Source organism: Paenibacillus solani (genome assembly GCF_050475945.1).
Lineage (GTDB): Bacteria > Bacillota > Bacilli > Paenibacillales > Paenibacillaceae > Paenibacillus_AQ > Paenibacillus_AQ solani_A.
This window is the reverse complement of sequence record NZ_JBCMXJ010000007.1, coordinates 456,498-476,246: the sequence shown is the minus strand read 5'-3', so window position 1 is coordinate 476,246 and position 19,749 is coordinate 456,498. Positions and strand designations below refer to the sequence as shown.

17 protein-coding genes and 1 pseudogene are annotated in these 19,749 nt (G+C 49.5%); 3 read left to right on the top strand and 15 right to left on the bottom strand.

Annotated features, from left to right (window positions below; genetic code table 11):
* Positions 1-195 precede the first annotated feature (195 nt).
* On the bottom strand, positions 196-1,071 hold the full coding sequence (locus ABEQ74_RS10315; RefSeq protein WP_430122086.1) for a formate/nitrite transporter family protein: 876 nt from the start codon (positions 1,069-1,071) through the stop codon (positions 196-198).
* Between the two features lie 271 nt (positions 1,072-1,342).
* Between ABEQ74_RS10315 and ABEQ74_RS10310 the strand changes: the two genes are divergently transcribed.
* Complete coding sequence (locus tag ABEQ74_RS10310) at positions 1,343-2,758, top strand: amino acid permease (RefSeq protein ID WP_430122085.1); 1,416 nt, start codon at positions 1,343-1,345, stop codon at positions 2,756-2,758.
* A 124-nt stretch (positions 2,759-2,882) separates the two neighbouring features.
* Here the strand turns inward: ABEQ74_RS10310 and ABEQ74_RS10305 are convergent, their stop codons facing one another.
* From ABEQ74_RS10305 to ABEQ74_RS10285, 5 genes are all read right to left on the bottom strand, one after another.
* Complete coding sequence (locus ABEQ74_RS10305; protein ID WP_430122084.1) at positions 2,883-4,130, bottom strand: MFS transporter; 1,248 nt, start codon at positions 4,128-4,130, stop codon at positions 2,883-2,885.
* A 105-nt stretch (positions 4,131-4,235) separates the two neighbouring features.
* On the bottom strand, positions 4,236-4,829 hold the full coding sequence (locus tag ABEQ74_RS10300; RefSeq protein ID WP_430122082.1) for a TetR/AcrR family transcriptional regulator: 594 nt from the start codon (positions 4,827-4,829) through the stop codon (positions 4,236-4,238).
* Positions 4,830-5,057: 228 nt separating this feature from the next.
* Positions 5,058-5,648, bottom strand: a complete 591-nt coding sequence (locus ABEQ74_RS10295) for a DUF4352 domain-containing protein (RefSeq protein ID WP_430122080.1) — start codon at positions 5,646-5,648, stop codon at positions 5,058-5,060.
* Between the two features lie 124 nt (positions 5,649-5,772).
* The gene (locus ABEQ74_RS10290) at positions 5,773-7,134 is read right to left on the bottom strand and encodes an FAD-dependent oxidoreductase (RefSeq protein ID WP_430122078.1); all 1,362 of its coding nucleotides are present in this window, start codon (positions 7,132-7,134) and stop codon (positions 5,773-5,775) included.
* Positions 7,135-7,617: 483 nt separating this feature from the next.
* Positions 7,618-8,097, bottom strand: a complete 480-nt coding sequence (locus ABEQ74_RS10285) for a glutathione peroxidase (protein WP_430122076.1) — start codon at positions 8,095-8,097, stop codon at positions 7,618-7,620.
* Positions 8,098-8,391: 294 nt separating this feature from the next.
* On the opposite strand from ABEQ74_RS10285, the gene ABEQ74_RS10280 reads away from it, so the two are divergent.
* Positions 8,392-8,928, top strand: a complete 537-nt coding sequence (locus tag ABEQ74_RS10280) for a hypothetical protein (protein ID WP_430122074.1) — start codon at positions 8,392-8,394, stop codon at positions 8,926-8,928.
* 27 nt (positions 8,929-8,955) lie between these two features.
* On the opposite strand, the gene ABEQ74_RS10275 is transcribed toward ABEQ74_RS10280, so the two are convergent.
* From ABEQ74_RS10275 to ABEQ74_RS10265, 3 genes are all read right to left on the bottom strand, one after another.
* Entirely contained in the window at positions 8,956-10,212 is a 1,257-nt protein-coding gene (locus tag ABEQ74_RS10275; protein ID WP_430122073.1) for a hypothetical protein, read from the bottom strand.
* Positions 10,213-10,394: 182 nt separating this feature from the next.
* Positions 10,395-10,745: a DUF3243 domain-containing protein gene (locus ABEQ74_RS10270; RefSeq protein ID WP_430122071.1), complete on the bottom strand. Its 351-nt coding sequence runs from the start codon at positions 10,743-10,745 to the stop codon at positions 10,395-10,397.
* A 77-nt stretch (positions 10,746-10,822) separates the two neighbouring features.
* A complete protein-coding gene (locus tag ABEQ74_RS10265; RefSeq protein WP_430122069.1) occupies positions 10,823-12,442 on the bottom strand; it encodes a DEAD/DEAH box helicase in 1,620 nt (539 codons plus the stop codon).
* Between the two features lie 172 nt (positions 12,443-12,614).
* Between ABEQ74_RS10265 and ABEQ74_RS10260 the strand changes: the two genes are divergently transcribed.
* The gene (locus ABEQ74_RS10260; RefSeq protein WP_430122067.1) at positions 12,615-13,283 is read left to right on the top strand and encodes a hypothetical protein; all 669 of its coding nucleotides are present in this window, start codon (positions 12,615-12,617) and stop codon (positions 13,281-13,283) included.
* On the opposite strand, the gene ABEQ74_RS10255 is transcribed toward ABEQ74_RS10260, so the two are convergent.
* The 6 genes and pseudogenes from ABEQ74_RS10255 to ABEQ74_RS10230 form a co-directional block, all read right to left on the bottom strand.
* Entirely contained in the window at positions 13,188-14,858 is a 1,671-nt protein-coding gene (locus tag ABEQ74_RS10255) for an ABC1 kinase family protein (protein WP_430122065.1), read from the bottom strand. The two genes, ABEQ74_RS10260 and ABEQ74_RS10255, sit on opposite strands and share 96 nt — an antisense overlap.
* The gene (locus ABEQ74_RS10250) at positions 14,859-15,176 is read right to left on the bottom strand and encodes a phasin family protein (RefSeq protein WP_430122063.1); all 318 of its coding nucleotides are present in this window, start codon (positions 15,174-15,176) and stop codon (positions 14,859-14,861) included.
* A 218-nt stretch (positions 15,177-15,394) separates the two neighbouring features.
* Positions 15,395-15,628: pseudogene (locus tag ABEQ74_RS10245) on the bottom strand (response regulator); the annotation flags it as partial.
* A gap of 35 nt (positions 15,629-15,663) precedes the next feature.
* Positions 15,664-16,302, bottom strand: coding sequence for a ThuA domain-containing protein (locus tag ABEQ74_RS10240; protein ID WP_430122061.1), 639 nt, complete (start codon positions 16,300-16,302; stop codon positions 15,664-15,666).
* Between the two features lie 103 nt (positions 16,303-16,405).
* Positions 16,406-17,221 (bottom strand): uroporphyrinogen-III synthase, encoded by an 816-nt coding sequence (locus ABEQ74_RS10235; RefSeq protein WP_430122059.1) that lies wholly within the window; start codon positions 17,219-17,221, stop codon positions 16,406-16,408.
* A gap of 232 nt (positions 17,222-17,453) precedes the next feature.
* Positions 17,454-19,436, bottom strand: coding sequence for a methyl-accepting chemotaxis protein (locus tag ABEQ74_RS10230; protein ID WP_430122057.1), 1,983 nt, complete (start codon positions 19,434-19,436; stop codon positions 17,454-17,456).
* Positions 19,437-19,749: the final 313 nt, after the last annotated feature.

Here is a 19,749-nt window from a genome sequence, read left to right as displayed (position 1 = left end):
TGATTCACTATTCTTCCAGCCGGGTATATTCCTATCAAGAGCATAGAAGAGGAACCCAGACCCTTTCTCTTCCTTGCCAAATCATGGACCACTCCCAAAAAAATTCGCCATGTCAGTGTCTCCTCCCCCGAGACCGACATGGCGAATTTGTTTTTGTATACCGCGAGTTAAATGATAAATAAGAAGCCCAGAATCCTAAGACACCTTCGGTGTGGAATGTACCTGCTGCGCATTATCTGTGCCGGGTGCAGATGGCGGCAAAGCTGCGTCACGTTCGCCACGGAGAACGGCCTGATCACTGCTGCTATTTTTTAAATATACGGATCCATAGGCCATTCCCACAAACAAGGCGCCTCCGACGAAATTACCAAGCCATACCGGGATGAAATTCATCAGATAATCACCCCAGCTGTAATATCCCTCAAAAATAGCCGCCGGAATGAGGAACATATTCGCTACCACGTGCTGAAAACCAATCGCGACAAAAGCCATCGTCGGAAACCAGATGCCCATAATCTTACCGCTCATCTGATCTGATCCATAGGACAGCCATACGGCGAGAGCAACAAGCCAGTTGCAGCCGATGCCCGACAAGAACGCCTGCAGGAAGCTGTCGTCCAGCTTATGTCCCGCCATGGCCACAAGCTTCTCCAGATAAATACCGCTGGCTGTCAGTCCGGTTACATGCCCAAAAAAGTAAGCCACGAACAACGCACCCGCCAGGTTGCTTATCGTAACGAGCGCCAGATTTCGAATCATCTCTATCGTGGATATCCGCTGTTTGAATCTAGCCAATGATACGGCCATCATGTTGCCTGTCAGCAGTTCTCCCCCTGCCAGCAGCACAAGAATCAGTCCGATCGGGAATACGGCTGCGCCTATCAAACCGGCAATACCTCCCCAATCTGCCGAGACTCCTGCAATTACGCGAATATCCAGCAAAAAGCCCAGCGCAATAAAAGCTCCCGCCAGGAATCCTAATATGATGACATTCATCGTGGAATTATGTGCTTTTTTGACTCCGGTCTCCATCGTTATTTCGGCAATTCGCTCAGGTTTGTAGAAGGCCATAGCCACTCCCTCATTTCTACTGCTACCTGCCCTTCAAATCTGTGGCATCTACGCAGATTATGATCGTTACCTGTGTTGAAGTTACCTGTATTTTACCGCATATTCACAATCTATTACGTGAAATTTGTCACGTTCACTGTCCATTGAGGGCGGACATCTGGCAGATGAGGCATTTGGGCTTCCAAACAAATTCTTTTTTCTTTATAATGTCGGAATGGATGGGTCACATCGGGGAAATCTATCTAAATAAACATCTAGGAGACTCCATTTTATGAGCTTGAAACACAATCTGCTTCGCAAGAAGCCGATCCCGATTATACAAGACGGGGAAGTACGTACCGCTTTAAAAAAACAGCTTGGCGTCATGGATCTCATCGTTCTTGGCGTTGGATCGATCGTGGGCACAGGGATTTTTGTATTAACCGGCGTCACAGCCGCAACCCATGCCGGTCCTGGACTGATCGTTTCATTTTTGCTGGCGGGTCTGGTGTGCGCCTTCTGTGCACTCTGCTATGCTGAATTTGCGTCCTCCGTGCCGGTGACCGGCAGTGCCTATACGTACAGCTATTCGACCTTTGGCGAAGGGTTTGCCTGGCTGATGGGCTGGGACCTTCTCCTTGAGTACGGCTTCGCCAGCGCACTTGTATCCAGCAGCTGGTCAGGCTATGTTCAGAGCATTCTGGGAGGTTTCAGAATTCATCTTCCTACCGCGATTACCAGCGCCTTCAATCCAGCCAAAGGCACCTATGTGGATATACCTGCCATATTCATCGCCCTGCTGATTACGTGGATCGTATCTCGAGGGGCAAAGGAATCGACAAGACTTAATACCTTTATGGTTTATTTGAAAGTCGCGGTCATCCTGCTGTTCATCGGCGTAGGAATTTTCTATGTAAAACCTGAGAACTGGACACCATTTCTCCCATTCGGCATGGAAGGAGTGATGACAGGAGCCGCCATTGCCTTTCTCGCATATATCGGATTTGATGTCATCGCGACGGCAGCCGAGGAGGTCAAACAGCCGCAGAAGAGCCTCCCCATCGGTATTCTGGGCTCACTCTTGATTGTCTCGGTATTATACATTGCGGTTACTGCCGTGCTGACAGGCCTTGTGCCATACAACCTGCTTAATGTGAAGGACCCTGTAGCTTTCGCCCTGTTCTATATCCAGCAGGACTGGATGTCCTACTTCATTTCGCTGGGCGCCATCGCCGGCCTGACTACCGTCCTGATGGGCGTCATGTTCGGACAATCCCGATTGCTGTATGCGCTTGGCCGGGACGGGCTGCTCCCTAAAAAAATGAGCTCAGTGAATCCGAAAACGAAGTCTCCGGAATTCAGCACCTGGGTATCCGGTATCTGTATCGCTGTGCTGTCCGGTTTTGTACCGCTTGGCAATTTGGCGGATTTGGCCAGCATCGGTACGCTGTTTGCCTTCATTACCGTCTCGCTTGGCATCATCGTGCTGCGCAAAACACATCCAGATTTGAAGCGCAGCTTCCGAGTACCGTTTGTGCCTTGGCTACCCTTGATTGCCGTGCTCAGCTGCGTATATTTGTTAACCACGCTGCAGCGGATTACCTGGATCGGGTTCATCATATGGATCGGAATCGGCATCATTATTTACGCTATCTACGGATACAGGCACAGCGCCTTGGCGAAGGGTGAGTCTTCGGATCGCCCCTAACGCCTTGACATGGCACCCCATACCATCGATCAAATGAGCTGGGGTAACAAACACGAAAAAGCAGTACAGGGATTATCCTGTACTGCTTTTTTTACTGTCCGGTATCAGAGTTGTTTTCGGAGAATTATGCCTTTGCCGGGGCTTCTGCGCCAGCCGTCACTTCCGCTGCCTGAATCGAAACATGCGAAATGGGCAGCCTCATGCTGATAAAGGACGACACCAGGAAGAGTGCTCCCGCGGTGAAGTACACGACAACGATGGAGGTTACCGACATATACCATCCCGTGACTCCCGAGCCGATGAGCAGCATACCCGTGAATATCGGCATCATCACGCCATTCAGCCGACCGATAAATTTCTCATCCACCTGCTGCATCATGACTGCCATCAAAACCGTTTGCGCCATCGCCAGGAGCACGCCGGTAATGAAACGCATCGTGCCAGTCAGGATTGGCCACTCGGACAGCACTTCCACAAAGGTCGAGATTCCAAGGAAGGCAAGCCCGGCGAACAGCAGGTAGGAGCCTTTTATTTTTCCGGCAATCACGGCAGCAATGACACCGCCGATTAACATGCCCAGACCCTCAAGCGCAGTGAACCACTGCACGCTGGACATCTCGAGCCCAAGCCGCTCCGTGATGACAAAAATATCGAGCGGCTGAACGAATCCGCTGCCCAGTGCCAGCAATACGTAGATCACCAGCAGCACCTTCAGCAGTCGACTTGAACCGATGTAAGTGAAGCCTGCCTTCATGTCCTGTACAAAGGAACCCGTGGATTCCGATCCCTTAGGCGATTCATCCAGGCTAGAAGGAAGAAAGGAAAGCACGATCACTGATGCAGCGAATATAACCAACAAGCTGATTAACGAGGCTTGAAGTCCAAAAGCTTGATAGATCGCCGTACCAATCATAGGTCCCAATATGATGAACAGCGACATTGAAGTCTGGGATAAGGCTGTCGCCGCAGGCACATGCTCATCCGGCAAGCAGCGCTTGATGATTTTCATGGATGAAGGCTGTGAGAATTGGGATACAACGGCCGATACCAGTGTCACGGCAAACACAGCCTGCCAATAACCCGCATACACCACAAACAAAATAAGCAGTATCGATAGAAAGCTTAAGATATCTCCCCAAATCATCGTTCGTTTGGGACGCCAGCGGTCAGCCAGCACACCGCCAATCATGGAAATTACAAAAATCGGCGCGTATTCAATCACGGTCAGCAGCGATACGGCTACCGGATCATGATTGCTCTTCTCCATAATGAAGAACAACAGCGCCATGTTGCGGATCCAGATTCCGATATTTTGCATGAAATCCGAAACCATAAGCAGGACAAACGCACGATTCCTAAACAAATGTTTCATTCTCCGTCCTCCAATATACCGACTGTTCGGTTTAATTATATGCACAGAGACGCTCCCCGTTGCCTGAAACTAGGAACGCTCTGGTGGATCCATGGTTTTCTGCTGCTACTTGTTTGTGCGAGTTAATACCCCGTGTAAAAAATAAGTCACACCTCTACGGTATAACTCCCTCAATTCCTCCTGGGAACGTTCAAAGTACGAAACCGTCATCCCATCGAGAAGCGATGCAAAAACGACGGATATTTCGTCCACATCTTCTGCGGGTATCCGCCCTTCTTGCGCGCCCTCGGTTAAAATTTCGCGGTAAAGCCTGCGGGGGCCTTGGATAATCGCCAGCATTTCACTCAAAAGCGACTTATGCTCAGGCTGATTAATGTAGAACTCTTCCGCAATCTTGGTGAGCGGATTCTGGAAATCATCAACCATATGCTCAGCAATCCCGTACAGCTTCTCCTCGAAGCTTACGAAGCGGACTTTCTTCTCATCCCAGGACTTCATCCAATCCTGATTCTGCTTCGCCAGCAGCTTGATGAACAAATCTTCTTTGCTCTTAAAATGATAATAGATGCTGCCCTTACTGGCACCTGTATACTTAACCAGTTCATCCATCGATGTTGCAGCATATCCCCGCTGAATAAACAGCTCCTTCGCTTTATCTAGAATCAAGTCCCGCTTGCGCTGGGCTTTTTCTGTCGACATCCTTGTTAGCACTCCTTACCAGGGAAACCGTTGTGACCAATTTCCGTTTATGTTCTAGTCGTTTCTGTCATAGCGTAACAAAAAACCGACTGTACGGTTTAATTATATGGTAAACATTACCTCATGTAAAGGTTCTTCCATAATCCTTGCATGCAAAAAGGGCTTTGCCTAAGCAAAACCCTTCCCCTAATCGCACGCTATAGCCAATATCGGTAACATATCCTTGCATCATTCCACAGCCCAAATGGCCCTTCCTTCTTTCATCGGATCTCCATAACTAAGCTGCAGACCCTGGACATCCTGCTTCACTTCGTACGGGATTTCACCCGTCAGCTCTCCGCCAGGATCAATCGTGCCATCCAGCATGTTCACATCATCGGTAATGGGAACCGTATAATTCAGATTGCTCGAATCCGTCATGGAAAAAGACAATGCAGACGATATGACCACTGGCTCCTGCCCATTGTTCTTCACGGTAACCTCTACTACTTTAAATATATGATCCTGCTGGGGCTTTAAATATTCATCCCCTTCGGATTCACGCACACTATTCAGCGTAATGACCGTGCCGTGATAATCCACCGTATCGCCTACGGCCGCGGGCTCGCCGATCGGCTTCACATCCGTATCTTTTGCCGGTTGTTCCTCTTCTTGAGGTGATTCCTCTTCAGGCGCACCTTTCTGATCTGTTCCTTCGCTATCCACCGCAGCCGGTGGTGTCTGTGCAGGCGGGTTATCCGCCTGATCATTAGAACAAGCAGCCGTCAGCAGCATCGTAAACAATACGGCCGAGGCCATCATTACTTTTTTATTCATCATTCATCCTACCTCCTGAAAGTCGATATCGAAATGTCCGGATATTTTCCAATTCGCTGTCAAAATCCATATTCCTTCAAAAACAAGAAAAAGACCCCTGATTTCAGGGGTCTTCAAGTGACATATATTAGGCATGCACGAGTGTCTTCGTTTCGATCTCAGGCAATGCCTGCAGTCCGGCGGTGTTCAGGAAATTCCAAGGTTTATTGTAATGTGGTTGGAAGAAGAAGTCGATGAACGCCAGCTGGTCGATCGTCATGCGATTCTGTATGCATACCGACAGCGTGTTAATGGATTGGGTTACGTCCACTCGCGATATGACTTGTGCACCAAGCATACGGCGGCTGTCGCGTTCATATACCACCTTCAGGGTTACCTCTTCAAAGGTAGGCATGAATTCCGGGCGGTAATGATCCGTGATGCTTACGGTCTCAACATCCAGCTCTTCATCCTTGGCAGATCCTTCGGTTAATCCTGTGGAAGCGATGTTGTGTTCATATATTTTCAAACCGGACGTGCCTTGTGTTCCCATATAAGGGGTGGTCGGCTGTACCAGATTGCGTGCGACGAGTGTGCCCATGCGGACAGCATTGGTAGCGAGCGGAATATACATCATTTTACCCGTCGGATTATAATGCACGGAGCAGCAATCGCCTGCAGCATACACATCCTGTTTGCTGGTTTGCATATAGGTATCCACGACAATGGCGCCATTTTGTAACATGTCCACTTGCCCTTTCAGCAGCTCCGTGTTTGGACGGAAGCCGATGCAGAGTATGACCATATCGGTATCGATCTCGCTTTTGTCCGTAATAACTTTATTGACTTTGCCATCCTCTCCCCGGAAAGAAGTAACGGTCTGTCCCAGAGCCATCTCAATCCCTCTTTCACGGAAGGATTGCTCGATCTTGCCGCTGAATTCCGGATCCAGATATTTGTTCAGAATACGATCAGCACTGTCGATCAGGGTAACCTGCTTGCCGTTTTGCTGGAATGCCTCTACGAGTTCAACTCCGATATAACCGGCACCCACAACCGTAATGTGTTTGGCTTCTTTTGCTTTTTCAATGATCGTGTTGGAATGACTGTAGTTTTTGCAGAGCTGAATATTGCCCAGGTCGATTCCCTCAAGCTTCGGCACGATCGGCCACGAACCAGTAGTGACAATCAATTTGTCATAGGTATCATCAAAGGTCTCCGAAGTGACCAGGTTCCGCACTTTCAACGTTTTCCGGTCTGTATCCACGGAGATGATCTCATGCTTCATTCTGGTATCAACACCCAGCTCATCGAGTTTCTGAGGCGAAGAATAAAACAATCCGTCAGGGTCCTTCACAACCCCTCCAACATAAAGCGCAATACCACAGGACAGAAAAGAGATGTTATCATTGCGTTCATAAACGGTAATCTGTGCATCCGGGTATAGCTTGGCGGTATTTACGATGGCGGACGTTCCTGCATGGGTACAACCGATAACTGCAACTTTCATGGTTTTTCCTCCTCCAAATGTGAAGCTTCATATTTATTTAAGATGAACACTTTCCCCTGGATTCATGCTTGGCAGCACATGTGCCGAATGAAGGTGATGAATGGGAATATTGTAATGTGAATTATTTCACTTCATAAGCTTATTATAATGTGATTTATTTCACAGTTCAATAGGAAAAAGGTTTATTCACACATTGTTCATAATTTCACATAATATGAATGATCCATGCTATTGACTCCAAAATAGTTCATCACAACAAGCCTTAATGACTTTATGATGAGGAGAATGAAAGCAATATTTTCGATTAGACTCACCATCAAGGATACAGCATCCTGGACTTGGGTAAGCTATAACAATCCAACGGCAGGACAGGCATCCCCTTATGATTTTCCCGACCTTACAACAGATATAATAAAAAACAGGGCTGCTCCTTCAGTCAACAATCCTGAAGATAACATCCCTGTTCGTACATCACATTAAGCCTTAATCCAGCAAGGATTCAATGGCCTCCTTCATCGATTCCGGCGTCTCGCGCGGCTCGAATCGGCGAATGACCTTACCCTCGCGGTCCACCAGGAATTTCGTGAAATTCCAAGCGATATCACCGTCTTCATTCGGACCCGGCTGCTCCGCCTTTAAATATTGAAATAACGGATGCGTTCCCTCTCCATTCACATCCACTTTCCCAAAAATCGGAAAGCTCACGCCATAATTCAATTGACAGAAGGATTCGGCCTCTTCGCTTGTGCCCGGCTCTTGCCCGCCAAACTGATTGCAGGGGAAGCCCAGAATTTCCAGTCCCTGCTGACTATACTGGTCATGTAGCTGCTGAAGCTCACCATATTGCGGCGTAAGACCACATTGGCTTGCGGTATTGGCAATAATCAGAACTTTGCCTGCATACTGGTTTAACGAAACTTCCTGCCCTCTTGGGTTCACAGCTTTATATTCGTAAACGGACATTTTGATTCTCCTCCTGGCTTCATTTATTGGACAGCAGGCTTTGCAAGCCTCCGCCACGTTAGGTACCTATTTCTACATCATACCGAATTCTGACCCTCAAAACCAATATTTCCGCTTCACAGGCACTACCCTCATCTGTAAAAATACCCTATGATATAAACATCTACCCTGCTCTAAGTTAAAAATCTGCCTGGGAAGTGTTTAAGCAGCTATCCAGCGGGGTAAATGATGTATAGTTTGGAGTTTGGCAAAACTAACGATTGTACATAATTATTAACCTAGCGAGGAAATGAAATGAAATTATATCCCCAAATGTTTATTTCCCCATGGCATCTGATCGTCATCGTCTTAGCGCTGATCGCCTTCATCGGCTTGCGCGTCGGCGGTTATGACCGCAAGACCGTCCTTCGAAGCACGGGACTGTCCACCCTGGCCTTTTATTTTATTCTGACCATTCCCATCGGGCTCATTACTCAGGACTCGCTCTATAAAGAAGAGACTATGCTCACTGAGTTGGACCAAAATTATGAGGATAAGAAAGCTGACGGCGAGCTTCGGAGTGTGGACGACTACATTATTGTTCATGCCGGAGCGTATCGCAGGGAAGAAAAAGCCGACATTGAAGTTTATGCTGGCAACTATCATGAAAGTCAAACATTCCATGGCAACATTACTCTCTTCCTCTATGATAAGAACGATGACGAGGTGTTCACAGAAACGTACGAGAACATCACGCTCGCTCCCGGAGAGAAGAAAAAGCTGGACAGCACCTTTACCAGCCAGCCGATGGAAACCTACAGATACCGATATAAAACGCACCCTCAGATATAAGGGTGCGTTTTGTATTTCGCTTTAAATTCACGTCCAGTATTGATCGCCCGGAGGTTGGGCGGGTAGATCAGTTTCATGCTGAACCTGATACGGCTTTGGCTTAGGCGGAAGTTTGCTGGCATCCCTGCGCCTACGCATATACCGAACCCCCAAGTACAACAATCCCACCACAGGAAGTGATACCATCGATACACCAAGCAGCATGCTTGACATTCGATAGGAAGGATCGGTTTCAATTTCGGAGAAATCCACAAAAACAAGCGATACAAAGGTGATCACCGAAAATATGATGATCTGTGGCCAGCGCATCCATTTCACCAGGAATAGGAACAGAATAGCAGAGAGCCCGACAAGAAGAATCGGGTACAAGACTTGATCCGGGTCAAGGTGGCCCTGCTCTGCCTGACGAGTTAACCAATAGCCGATTGCATACTGGACGGGAAATACCAGCCAAGCAAGCCAACCGATACCACGAAAGGCTGATCTTTGCTTCTGCAATGCCTCTTCATATTCAAGCATCTGCATATCGTACTCGACCTGATTCAGCTCTTCCTCCGTCAACTCCCGGTCTTCAGCTTCCTCGCTTCGCTGAATCAGACGCTCTAGATAAGGACGGAATTGACGCTCTATATTGCCGTCGAATTCGGTACGCTCCAGATCCTCATCTTCGCGCAGTAAATCCAGGGCCGATTCATCTTCTATATCCGGAATCAGGATCGATGTCAGGTACAAGGGGATATCTTTTCTTCCAATGACCTCAAGCCAGCGGTTTGCCTCCATTGCATCGATAAAAGGAATGGCAACAACCCGGTCTTTCATTCCTTCTGCTGCAATGAGGTACAGCATCGGCATGAGTTCAACCACGGGCAAGGCCTCAGTCATTTTGCTTTCTCGATAAGCATAGCTGTATTGCATAACATAACGGCCGTAGTATAGTTCCTTCACGTCACTAATCCAGAAGCTCCCCTTGGAGGCTTCTCTCGTTTCCGGGTCCCACCGCGTATACTCCACATGATCATCGTATAACAAATATTCATCCAGATGCGTGTTAAACCAAATATTCCTTTTGAGGCTATTCCATATTCTTATCCCCATGTAAATGCCTACGGGTATAGCAATCAGGCTAATCCAGGTCCAGACATTGGTCCAATAATACAGCAAAATCAAGGGTCCAACCGTCATGGCCAAACCCAAGAGCATTCCCAGTGCATGCATCTCAAAAGACAGCACCCAATAAAAAGGCTGCATTTTGGGCTTTCTCTGCTCATGAAGCACCAGAGACATTCAGACAACTCCCTCCCATCTACTTATGTTGTTACCCAGTACGTATATTTAGAAGAGACATTTGCGGTACTAATATGTATGTTGTTTTTATACAAATCCTGCTTTATGCGTATCAACAAAATAGGCAGGAACCAAAAATTCCTCCCCCGGCACGGGCCGGGGAGGAATCCCATCGAAATATCTTATTGAGCCCTACGGTTCTGAGCCAGCTTCACAAGCATATGGGCCAGCTTATGCTGCTCCTCTTGGGTTCCCACTTTCCATAGTTCCTGAAGAAGTTTCTCTTCTGAATTACGGGGCTCCTCGTTTGCAGCCAGATAACCGGCAACCTTCTCCGCTGTCTGTGCCAACTGCTCCTCATTCAAACCGATGCTCTCAGCAAGCTGAATTCGTTTGTGCAGATAACCCTGGAAAGAATCAAAATCAGCCAGAATCCGCTCCTTCTCCTTATCGTCAATCCGCTCCATCGCATCATCGACCTTGCCCACATTAAGCTCACCATTCTTATTTACAACATGATTATGTTCAGACATGGTAACGCCTCCTCGTCGTTGACTAGGTAACGCTTTCTATATAAACATGATCGTGCGGATTGAAACAGCTCATCTCTTTACCGGCTGCGGCCGCCACGCCGTCCGCCGCTCTGGCCTTTCGCACCGCGGGCTCCGTGATTTCCCCGGCTGTCAGTTCGAGAAGATCCACGGCTGCTGTTGTTGCCGCGGGTCCCGGCCTGTGAATGTCCCCGGCCTTCGCCGCCGCGTCCACCGGTCCGGCTATTGTTGCCGCCACGACTTCCGGCCGCCGATCCACGTCCTTCGGCATTCCGGCCATCACGACTGCCTGCACGTCCGAATCCCCGTTCTTCCCCACGTGATGATTCAGCCCGTCCCCTGCTTTGCTCACCACGTGTACTGCCTGCCTTGTTGCTGCGGCTCTGTCCAGAACCCGCATGGCGATTGGAGCGGCCTCTGCCTTGTCCACGCTCATCATGTGATGCAAACGAGGAAGCACTTCTTATTCTTCCAGATCTTCCTGTCTCCCTGCCCGAATCGCTCGAGCCTTCACGAAGGCTTCCGGCACCTGAATCATAGCGTACACGCTTCAAGCGCTGAGAAATCCCTTCCTCAATACGCTGCAAATCGTTAAGATCCTTACCTGCTGCGAAAGTAACAGCCATTCCGTTGCCTCCGGCACGTCCTGTTCGTCCAATACGGTGAATATAACTTTCGACATCATGAGGCATATCGTAGTTGAAGACATGAGTGACACCCTCAACGTCAAGCCCTCTGGCTGCTACATCCGTGGCCACCAGCAGCTGCAGCTTGGCTTCCCGGAACCTCTTCATCACCGCTTCCCGCTTCGCCTGGGACAGATCCCCATGCAGCTCGTCCGATTGATAGCCATGGGCCAGCAATGCCTCGTTCAGTGTCGTAGCCCGGCGCTTGGTCCGGCAGAAAATGATGGCGAGAAAAGGATTGTACTGTTCAATCATCGCACGCAAGGCATCCTGCTTGGAACGATCCGTGCATTCTACCACAATCTGCTGGATTTGCTCCAGCGGAATCGGGGAGGCTCCCTTAATGACGATATCCACCGGTTGATTCATATAATTGCCGGCAAGCTGTTTGACGCCGGCAGGCATCGTAGCCGAGAAGAGCATCGTCTGCCGTCTGTACGGCAGTGCATGAATCAACGCCTCTACTTCATCAAGGAAGCCCATGTGCAGCATCTGGTCGGCTTCATCCAGTACCAGCTGCTTCACACCGCCCAGTTCCAGCGTACCGCGGCGTAAGTGATCCAGAAGCCGCCCTGGCGTACCGATGATCAAATGGCGTCCACCTTCGAGCTTGCGCAGCTGCTTCTCCACATCTTGACCGCCATAGACCGCCAAGATTTTAATGCCATCCGGCTCACCGGCCGTCAGCTTTTTGGCTTCTTCCGTAATTTGCAGTGCAAGTTCACGCGTCGGTGCTACGATAAGTGCCTGCGGATACGCACGCTTGGGATCGATAGCCTGCAGAATCGGCAGCATGAAAGCCAGTGTTTTGCCTGTACCGGTTTTAGCGCGGGCGATGACGTCCTTTCCTTGCAGCAGCAGCGGGATGCTCTCTTGCTGAACCGGAGTCGGCTCGGTAATCCCCTGTTCCTTCAGTTTCCGTACTCTTTGATCGTCAATGCCCAGTTGTTGAAAGTTCGGCAAACGTTCCACCTCATTTAATTTATTTAGCATAGGTTTCGTCCATCGGCTGGAATAACATAAAACATAGATAAATCCCGACAAAATGCCGATCGAAATCGTTTCAAGAAGAACCGGGGGCTTCCATGGCATCTCTTGCGACTGACAAATGACCCTAAACTTTGAATAATATCATGTATAATCTTACATCCTCAAGGAGGTGTTTATGGATATGCAGCTCATTCAGAGCGTTGTATTCGTATTTATTCTGATGATTCTGTTCGTCCTCATCAATCTGATGATGAATTATATCTCAAGACGCGACGGTGAGCCGAGCGTGGCTTTCCGTAAGAAGCTATGGCTTATCCCGCTGTTGTCGGCCTTTATTATGATACCTCTCGTATTATTTGCTATGCTGTATACCCATTGGTTTCCCGCACATCCTGTTTCAGGATCCAGCAGAACCACTGTTAATGAAGGTCAAAGCGCTGTCGTCAGCTTATCGCTTCTGCTGCTGATCGGATTCCTGATCTTTGAGAGCTTCATTCATCCATTGATCATTGGGCTGCTGCGGCTGCTGCTTCGCAAGGATGCCTCCCTGTATATTAAACAGACGGTTACGGTCCTGACCGACACAGTCCTGGTATACGCAATGTCGCTGTTCCTGACTCGTATTCCCATCAGTGGCTGGCTGCAATCCCTGCTCATCGTCGTCTTCTTCCATCTTACAGAGTGGATCTTGATTGGCGTCCAAGCCTGGATCCACTGGCGCAAGCAGGCCAATGCGGGAATCCATCAGCTAGAACCTGCCGGACTTAAAAATCGCGTACAGCAGCCATGCAACCATAAGCAGAGCAACGATGAAGCCTACTTCAATCACCGGAAATCTCCATAACATCATCGGTTCCCTACTGAGCGAAGAGCCAATAATCAGTCCAACCATAATAATGCTGAAGGCAAGAAGAACGATACTGAAGGACAGGCGGTTGCTAATCTGGTCCATTTTGCGCATCAACGCTTTCAGCTCGGGCACGCTGATTTCCACCCGCAATTTGCCTTTACTGATCAGTGCCGACAGCTGCCTGGCCTGTCCCGGCAGATCAAGCAGACTCTCAGCAATCCCCGCTACTCCATCGAGCACCTTCCTGCTGATCCGGCGGGTATTATAGCGTTTCTTCAGCAGCTTCCGGCCAAAAGGCTCCGCCATATCGATAATGCTTAAATTCGGATCCAGCATCTCGATAACCCCTTCCAGTGTCAACAAGGACTTGCCAAGCAGCGTCAGATCAGGCGGCAGCATAATGCTGTGTCGCTGGGCAACGGCAAACAAATCCGTCAGCGCCTTGCCAATCCGTACTTGCGCGAAAGGCACATCATAATATTCTTCCCGGAGCCGATCCATATCGGTCCGTAGCAAGTCCATATCGCAATCATCCGGAATGACTCCCATGCGGGATATGGCCCGAATCATCCCTTCCGAATTTCTCCGCATCAGAGCAATGATAAGCCCGGATAGATGGTCCCTCATATCCTCGCTGAGTTGACCTACCAGTCCAAAATCCAGAAAGACCAGCGTTCCATCCTCACGAACCAGCAGATTGCCTGGATGAGGATCAGCGTGAAAGAAACCATCTATAAAAATTTGATGCAGCATGCCATCGATCAAATGTTCAGCGATCGCTTTCAGATCATGTCCCTTATCCACTATCTCCTGCCGCCGGCTTAACGTGAGTCCATCGGCATACTCCATCATCAGCACCATTGAAGTCGTATACTCCCAATAAACCTGCGGAATATGAATGCTTTCCTGCTCGGTCATACGGGATGCAATCTTCTCTGCATTTCGAGCTTCATGGCTGTAATCCAGCTCAGCCATCATGGCTCTGGCGAATTCGTCAACGATCCGATCGACTCGGTACTGCTTCACCCATTCCCAATGGCGCTCGGCAATCGAAACCAAATCCCGCAGTATCTCCAAGTCGCGACCGATCATCCGGGCTACGCCGGGCCGCTGTACTTTGATTGCAACATGTTCTCCGGTTTTCAGCCTGCCGGCGTGGACTTGCCCAATCGAGGCAGCAGCCAGCGGCTTATCTTGAAACTCACTCAACACTTCATCGATTCGCATACCCCACTCTTGCTCTATCAGCTCCCGCGCACTGGCGGAAGAAAACGGAGGTACCCGCTCCTGCAGCTTCACCAATTCCTGGATAATTGGGTCCGGCAGCAGGTCTGATCTTGTACTCGCCAGCTGCCCAAGCTTTACGAAGGCAGGGCCCAGATCCTCGAGCACTCGCCGAATACGTTCTCCAAGCGTCATCGTCTCCGGCTGTTCCCGCGAACTCCAGCGGGCTGGCAGCGACAGCACATGGAACAGTCCCATCTCCTCCACCATATAGCCAAAGCCATGACGCATGAGCGCCATGGCGATTTCCCGGTAACGGCCGGCATGTCGGATTCGAAGCGCCATCTATTCCTGCTTCGATCCTTCCAGTTCTAGTACCTTTTTCTCCAAAACGGCAATGCGCTGTTCCAGGCTGACGACATCGCTCTCTTTGGAAACGTCCAGATCAGACAATACACGCTGTACCTGTTCATAAATATATTTCTTGATCTGCGACTGCTCCTCTTCGCCTCGTTCAACGAGACGATCCACTAGTGCTTTGGACTCCGTGGGGGCAAGTTCCCCTCGTTTGACCAGATCATCCACGATTTTTTCTACTTTTTCCTTGCTGACCACGGTAAGGCCCACGCCTAGCGAGATTGCTTTCTTAAAAAGATCACTCACAGTATATCCCTCCCGGTCGTTGTCTGTTTCCATTATAACCTTTAACGCTGGTAAAAAACATCTATCCCTGGGCTTGCTTTCATGTTTCGGATAGAAGTCCCGGCTATGTACATAGAATTACCCGGATTCGGTCGTAAATATGAGGGCACTTGGGCAGAATTCCTACAAAAAAAGAAAGCAGACCGACAAGGTATACCCGTCGTCTGCTTTCTCCCTCTCAATATAACCCGATCCGTATCCTGGCTTCGGATGCGCCGCAGCAGCTCAATGCCGCTCATACCCGGCAGCATAACGTCGAGCAGAACCAAATCGAAGGAACCGCTTCGATATGCGCTCAGTCCATCCAGTCCGTTATCCGCTTTGGCAACCTCGTAGCCCTCGCTTTCAAGCTCAATTTCCAGCAGACGGGATATTTTCGCTTCGTCTTCAACTATTAGTATTTTCCGGCTCAAGCATGTCCCTCCTACCAATCCATCAAAATAGCTTCTTAACCCGGAACGCGTGCAGCCCATTTGGCCGCTTGCGTAATCATGAGACGCAGCTGAGGCTGGAGAAAGGACGGCTCATGGTGGCCCGGCATCAAGAAGACGACGCGTCCGATGCCATATGTATGGCACCAGGCTGCAGGCCACTGCTGTCCCTCGTATTCGTAATGCAAGAGTACCGTTTTTTCGGTGAATGGACTAAATACGAACCGGTAAGGCTCCTCATCCAGCACAAATGGCTCCACGCCTTCCGTTATATCATGGTCGGTCTCTCCCGGTACAAAATACAGCTTCTCCATCGGCGGGTGTCCGTCAAAACGGGCACCGATCAATTGGGCCAGCTCATAGCGGTTGGCCAGCGTTACGCCGTTATGGATGACAAGCAAGCCGCCTCCGCCGCTTACGTAAGACAGCAGACCTGCGGTTTGGCGGGGCGAGACGCGCTCATCCCACAAATCGCTGTATGCGATGCACAGCTCGTAAGGATATAGATTACTTTCATGAAGCATTTTGTGATTCTCCGTGCACTGCACAGTAAACATATCATTCAGCAAATGCGTTATCTGTTTGTCAATTCCTTGCAGCGGATGAAACTTCGGGTGGGTGTAGCTGCCAAGCAGCAAAGCTTTTCTCTTATCCATCATTCATCCTCCTATTACTAATCAATATTTCACATGTTCTCTAGGAACATGCATTCAAAGCCGAAAGGGAATCGATTCAGCTTCATTATGTTATATCATGACATTATTCTTGGTTTTGAGCAAAGTAGCGGCCAAGCGTTACCATCATGCTGCCCATTCGCTCCTCTTCTGGAACCACGATGCGTTCAATGCCTTCCTCCCGGAGTCCCTGAGCTGTAACCTTGCCGACAGCTGCTGCTATCACAGGCCCTCGAAATGCCTTCAGCACATCTTCCAGCTTGCCGTGTGCACGGGCGTAATCGGCCAGGAAGCGAAACTGTGGCGCGCTTGTAAAAGCAACGGCATGCACCTTGCCACCAATGATCTCGTCAACGAGCAGCGAGACATCCTCCTCCAGCGGCGGAATATGTTTATATGGCAGAATTGGCTGCACCGTTCCCCCGCGATTCTTCAGCTCCTCTACCAGTTTCGGTGCAGATTCGCCATGCAGCTGCAATAGGATACGTTTTCCCGATATGTCATGCGCCGCAAGTGACCGCAAAAGTCCGGACGTACTGCCGTCATCATCTCTTGCCACGGGCGCAAGCCCGCGCTTTTTCAGCGCATTCGCTGTCTTGTACCCTCTTGCTGCAATCGAGGTGTTCATTAGTGTTTCATTTAATGTATTCAATAGACCCATCTGTTCAGCCTTCTCATAGATAGCCTCAAGCCCGATTCCCGTCGTAAATATGGCCCATGGAGCAGGAGCCTCAAGCCACGCCTCGATCGATCTGCGCAGTACTTCATCATCCAAAAATACGGTTCCCTGCGCAGGCCGCAGCACGGCGGTGCCGCCCATCTTCTCCACCAGCTTGGCCATGTCTGCCGCCTTGCGCGGTCCGGCCAAAGCTATAATCCGATCTTTCATATGCTGTGCCATGTTAGATGCCGCCTCACTCTCTTCATTTCTATAACTATGTATCCAAGTATGAACAGCTTCTAGGAGATGATTCAAGTATAAAGGGCCTGTCACTATAGATAAAGCCACTTAGGTCTTATTCTTACAAAACTCCTCATTAAAAAGCAGCGAAAGGAATTAGGCATTCCTTTCACTGCTTAACATGAATATTCAATATAGAAGAATCACAGCAAACCTTATCTAGCCTTAAATCTTAAATCTTAAAACGCTTCACCATCTCCTGCAGTTCCTCGGCAAGCTGACTAAGATCCGCAGCAGAGGCCGTGACCTCTTCCATGGAAGCAAGCTGTTCTTCCGAAGCCGCCGAGATCGTCTGTGTCTGACTCGAGGTCTCTTCTGAAACCTCACGGATCTCTTCAATGGCGATCCTCGCAGCGGTTGTCCCTTCAGCCAATTCCTTGGCAGCCTCAGACGTCGTTTTTACCTGCCCGGACACCGAATGGATGGCCTTCATGATTCTAGAGAAGGAGCGTCCTGTACCATCTGCAGCGTCTACGCCATCCGATACCTTTTCTTTAGCCGATTCCATTACTTCAATGGTCTGTCCGACGTTAGCCAGGACATTCGTAATCAGCCCTGTTATATACTCTGCTGAAGTCTCCGACCTTTGGGCAAGCTTGCGGATTTCAGCAGCTACCACTGCAAATCCTTTGCCTTGTTCTCCAGCCCTCGCAGCCTCGATGGAGGCATTCAGCGACAACAGACTTGTCTGCTTGGCAATGTCGGTGATGGCTGCAGCAATACCGCCGATTTCCTCCGTACGCTCAGACAGCTGCTGGATAACCCCGTTCAAATCATTCATTGCTTGATCCATATCCTGCATGGTCGCTGCTGCTGTAATGACGGTCTTGTTTCCGTTACGTGCCAGTTCCTCCGTCTGATCCATAGCGCCTGCAACCTTCCCCAGAACATCCGCAATCTCATCCGCATGCCGGGATACCTGGTGGATACGCCCCAGAATCTCCTCTGCGGCAAACAGCTGTCGTTCACTGCCGGCTGCAACTTCCTGGATGGAAGACGTGACGTGCTCTACTGCGCTCGTATTCTGCAGGGCGCTTGCAGACAATTGCTCGGAAGATGCGGAAACGTTCTCCGTCATCGACTTAACTCCATGCACCATCTCTCGCAGGCTGTACACCATCTGCTGAAAGTGACTGGCCAATTCTCCTACCTCATCACGTTTGAAATCCTTTAAGTGATACGTCAAGTCTCCCTCGCTAATAACTTCAGTTGCTTCACGCAATTGGCGGATAGGTTTGATGACCGACCGCACATTCCAAGCTATCAGCACCGAGGCGGCCAAGAGGGAAGCGAGCAAGACCAGTATCATGGTATTACGGATGCCGTGAACAGAGTCGTCGACCTCCTTTACAAGCATGGTTCCTGCGATGACCCAGCCGGTTTGCTCATTCGTAATATAGCTCAACCGTTTATCCAAACCATCATGCTGGTAGGAAATCTCTCCCGATGGATGCTCATACAGCTTGGATACCCAATCGCCCTCAGCCAACGCATCGGCTCCTGCCTCGTAATCGGGATGAAACAGATACTTACCATCCTGATCGAGTACAAACGTATAGCCTGCCTTACCAACCTTTACTTGAACCAAATCCCGGATACTGTGAAGGTTAAGGTCAACGCCTACAACGCCTCTGCCGTCCGGCAGCATTTTGGCCATCGTTACCACAATCAGCGAACCCGCTTTCGAAGTATAGGGTGCCGTAATAATTGGTTTGCCTGCTGCATTCATGGCCTGCTGATACCATCCGCTTCGTTTATGATCATAACCCGGAGCCAGTTTCTCCTCAGACGCTTTGATGAATCCGCCTGCTTCCGTGCCGACGAATACCTCCACCGTTTCAGGATGAAGCTGCAAGTATTCCTTCAGTGATTGAATCGTCGCTGTACCCTGGTCGGCAAGCTCGGTATCGATCTCCACAGACTTCAGTTTCCCGCTGAAATAGTCCAAATCATAAAGCTTGGATTGAAGCGTGTCATTAATGAACTCATTCGCCGTATCGACGCTTAACGATGCACTGCGCAGGATTTCTTCCTCAATTTTTCCCTTGGCATCCCGGTAAGTCACAATCCCGATTGTGAAGCTTGGCACAAGAAGCACGAGGAGAAATGTAAGGATCAAATTCCTTCTAATACGATTTGCTCTCTTTTTCTTCATTCGTTTTCGTTCCTTTCCACCCGCAGTGAGTACCCCCGTCTCATAAAAATACTCCCTTCAACTTATCGGCAATCCTTGGGCCATACATTATGCGGTAGGGTTAGGTAATTATATCCAAACGGGAAAAATGTTGATATACACTATTTCACAGAAGATATACCGTGTTCAAAAGAAACCTCCCTGTTCGAGAGCAAGATAATGCACCTTTGAAGGTTATACTTTTCAACCAAAAAAGAGGGAGCCCCCACATATAGGGTCCCCCTCTTAGGCGTCAATTCCTGAATTATCGATACCAGAGCCTTCGTTTCGCACC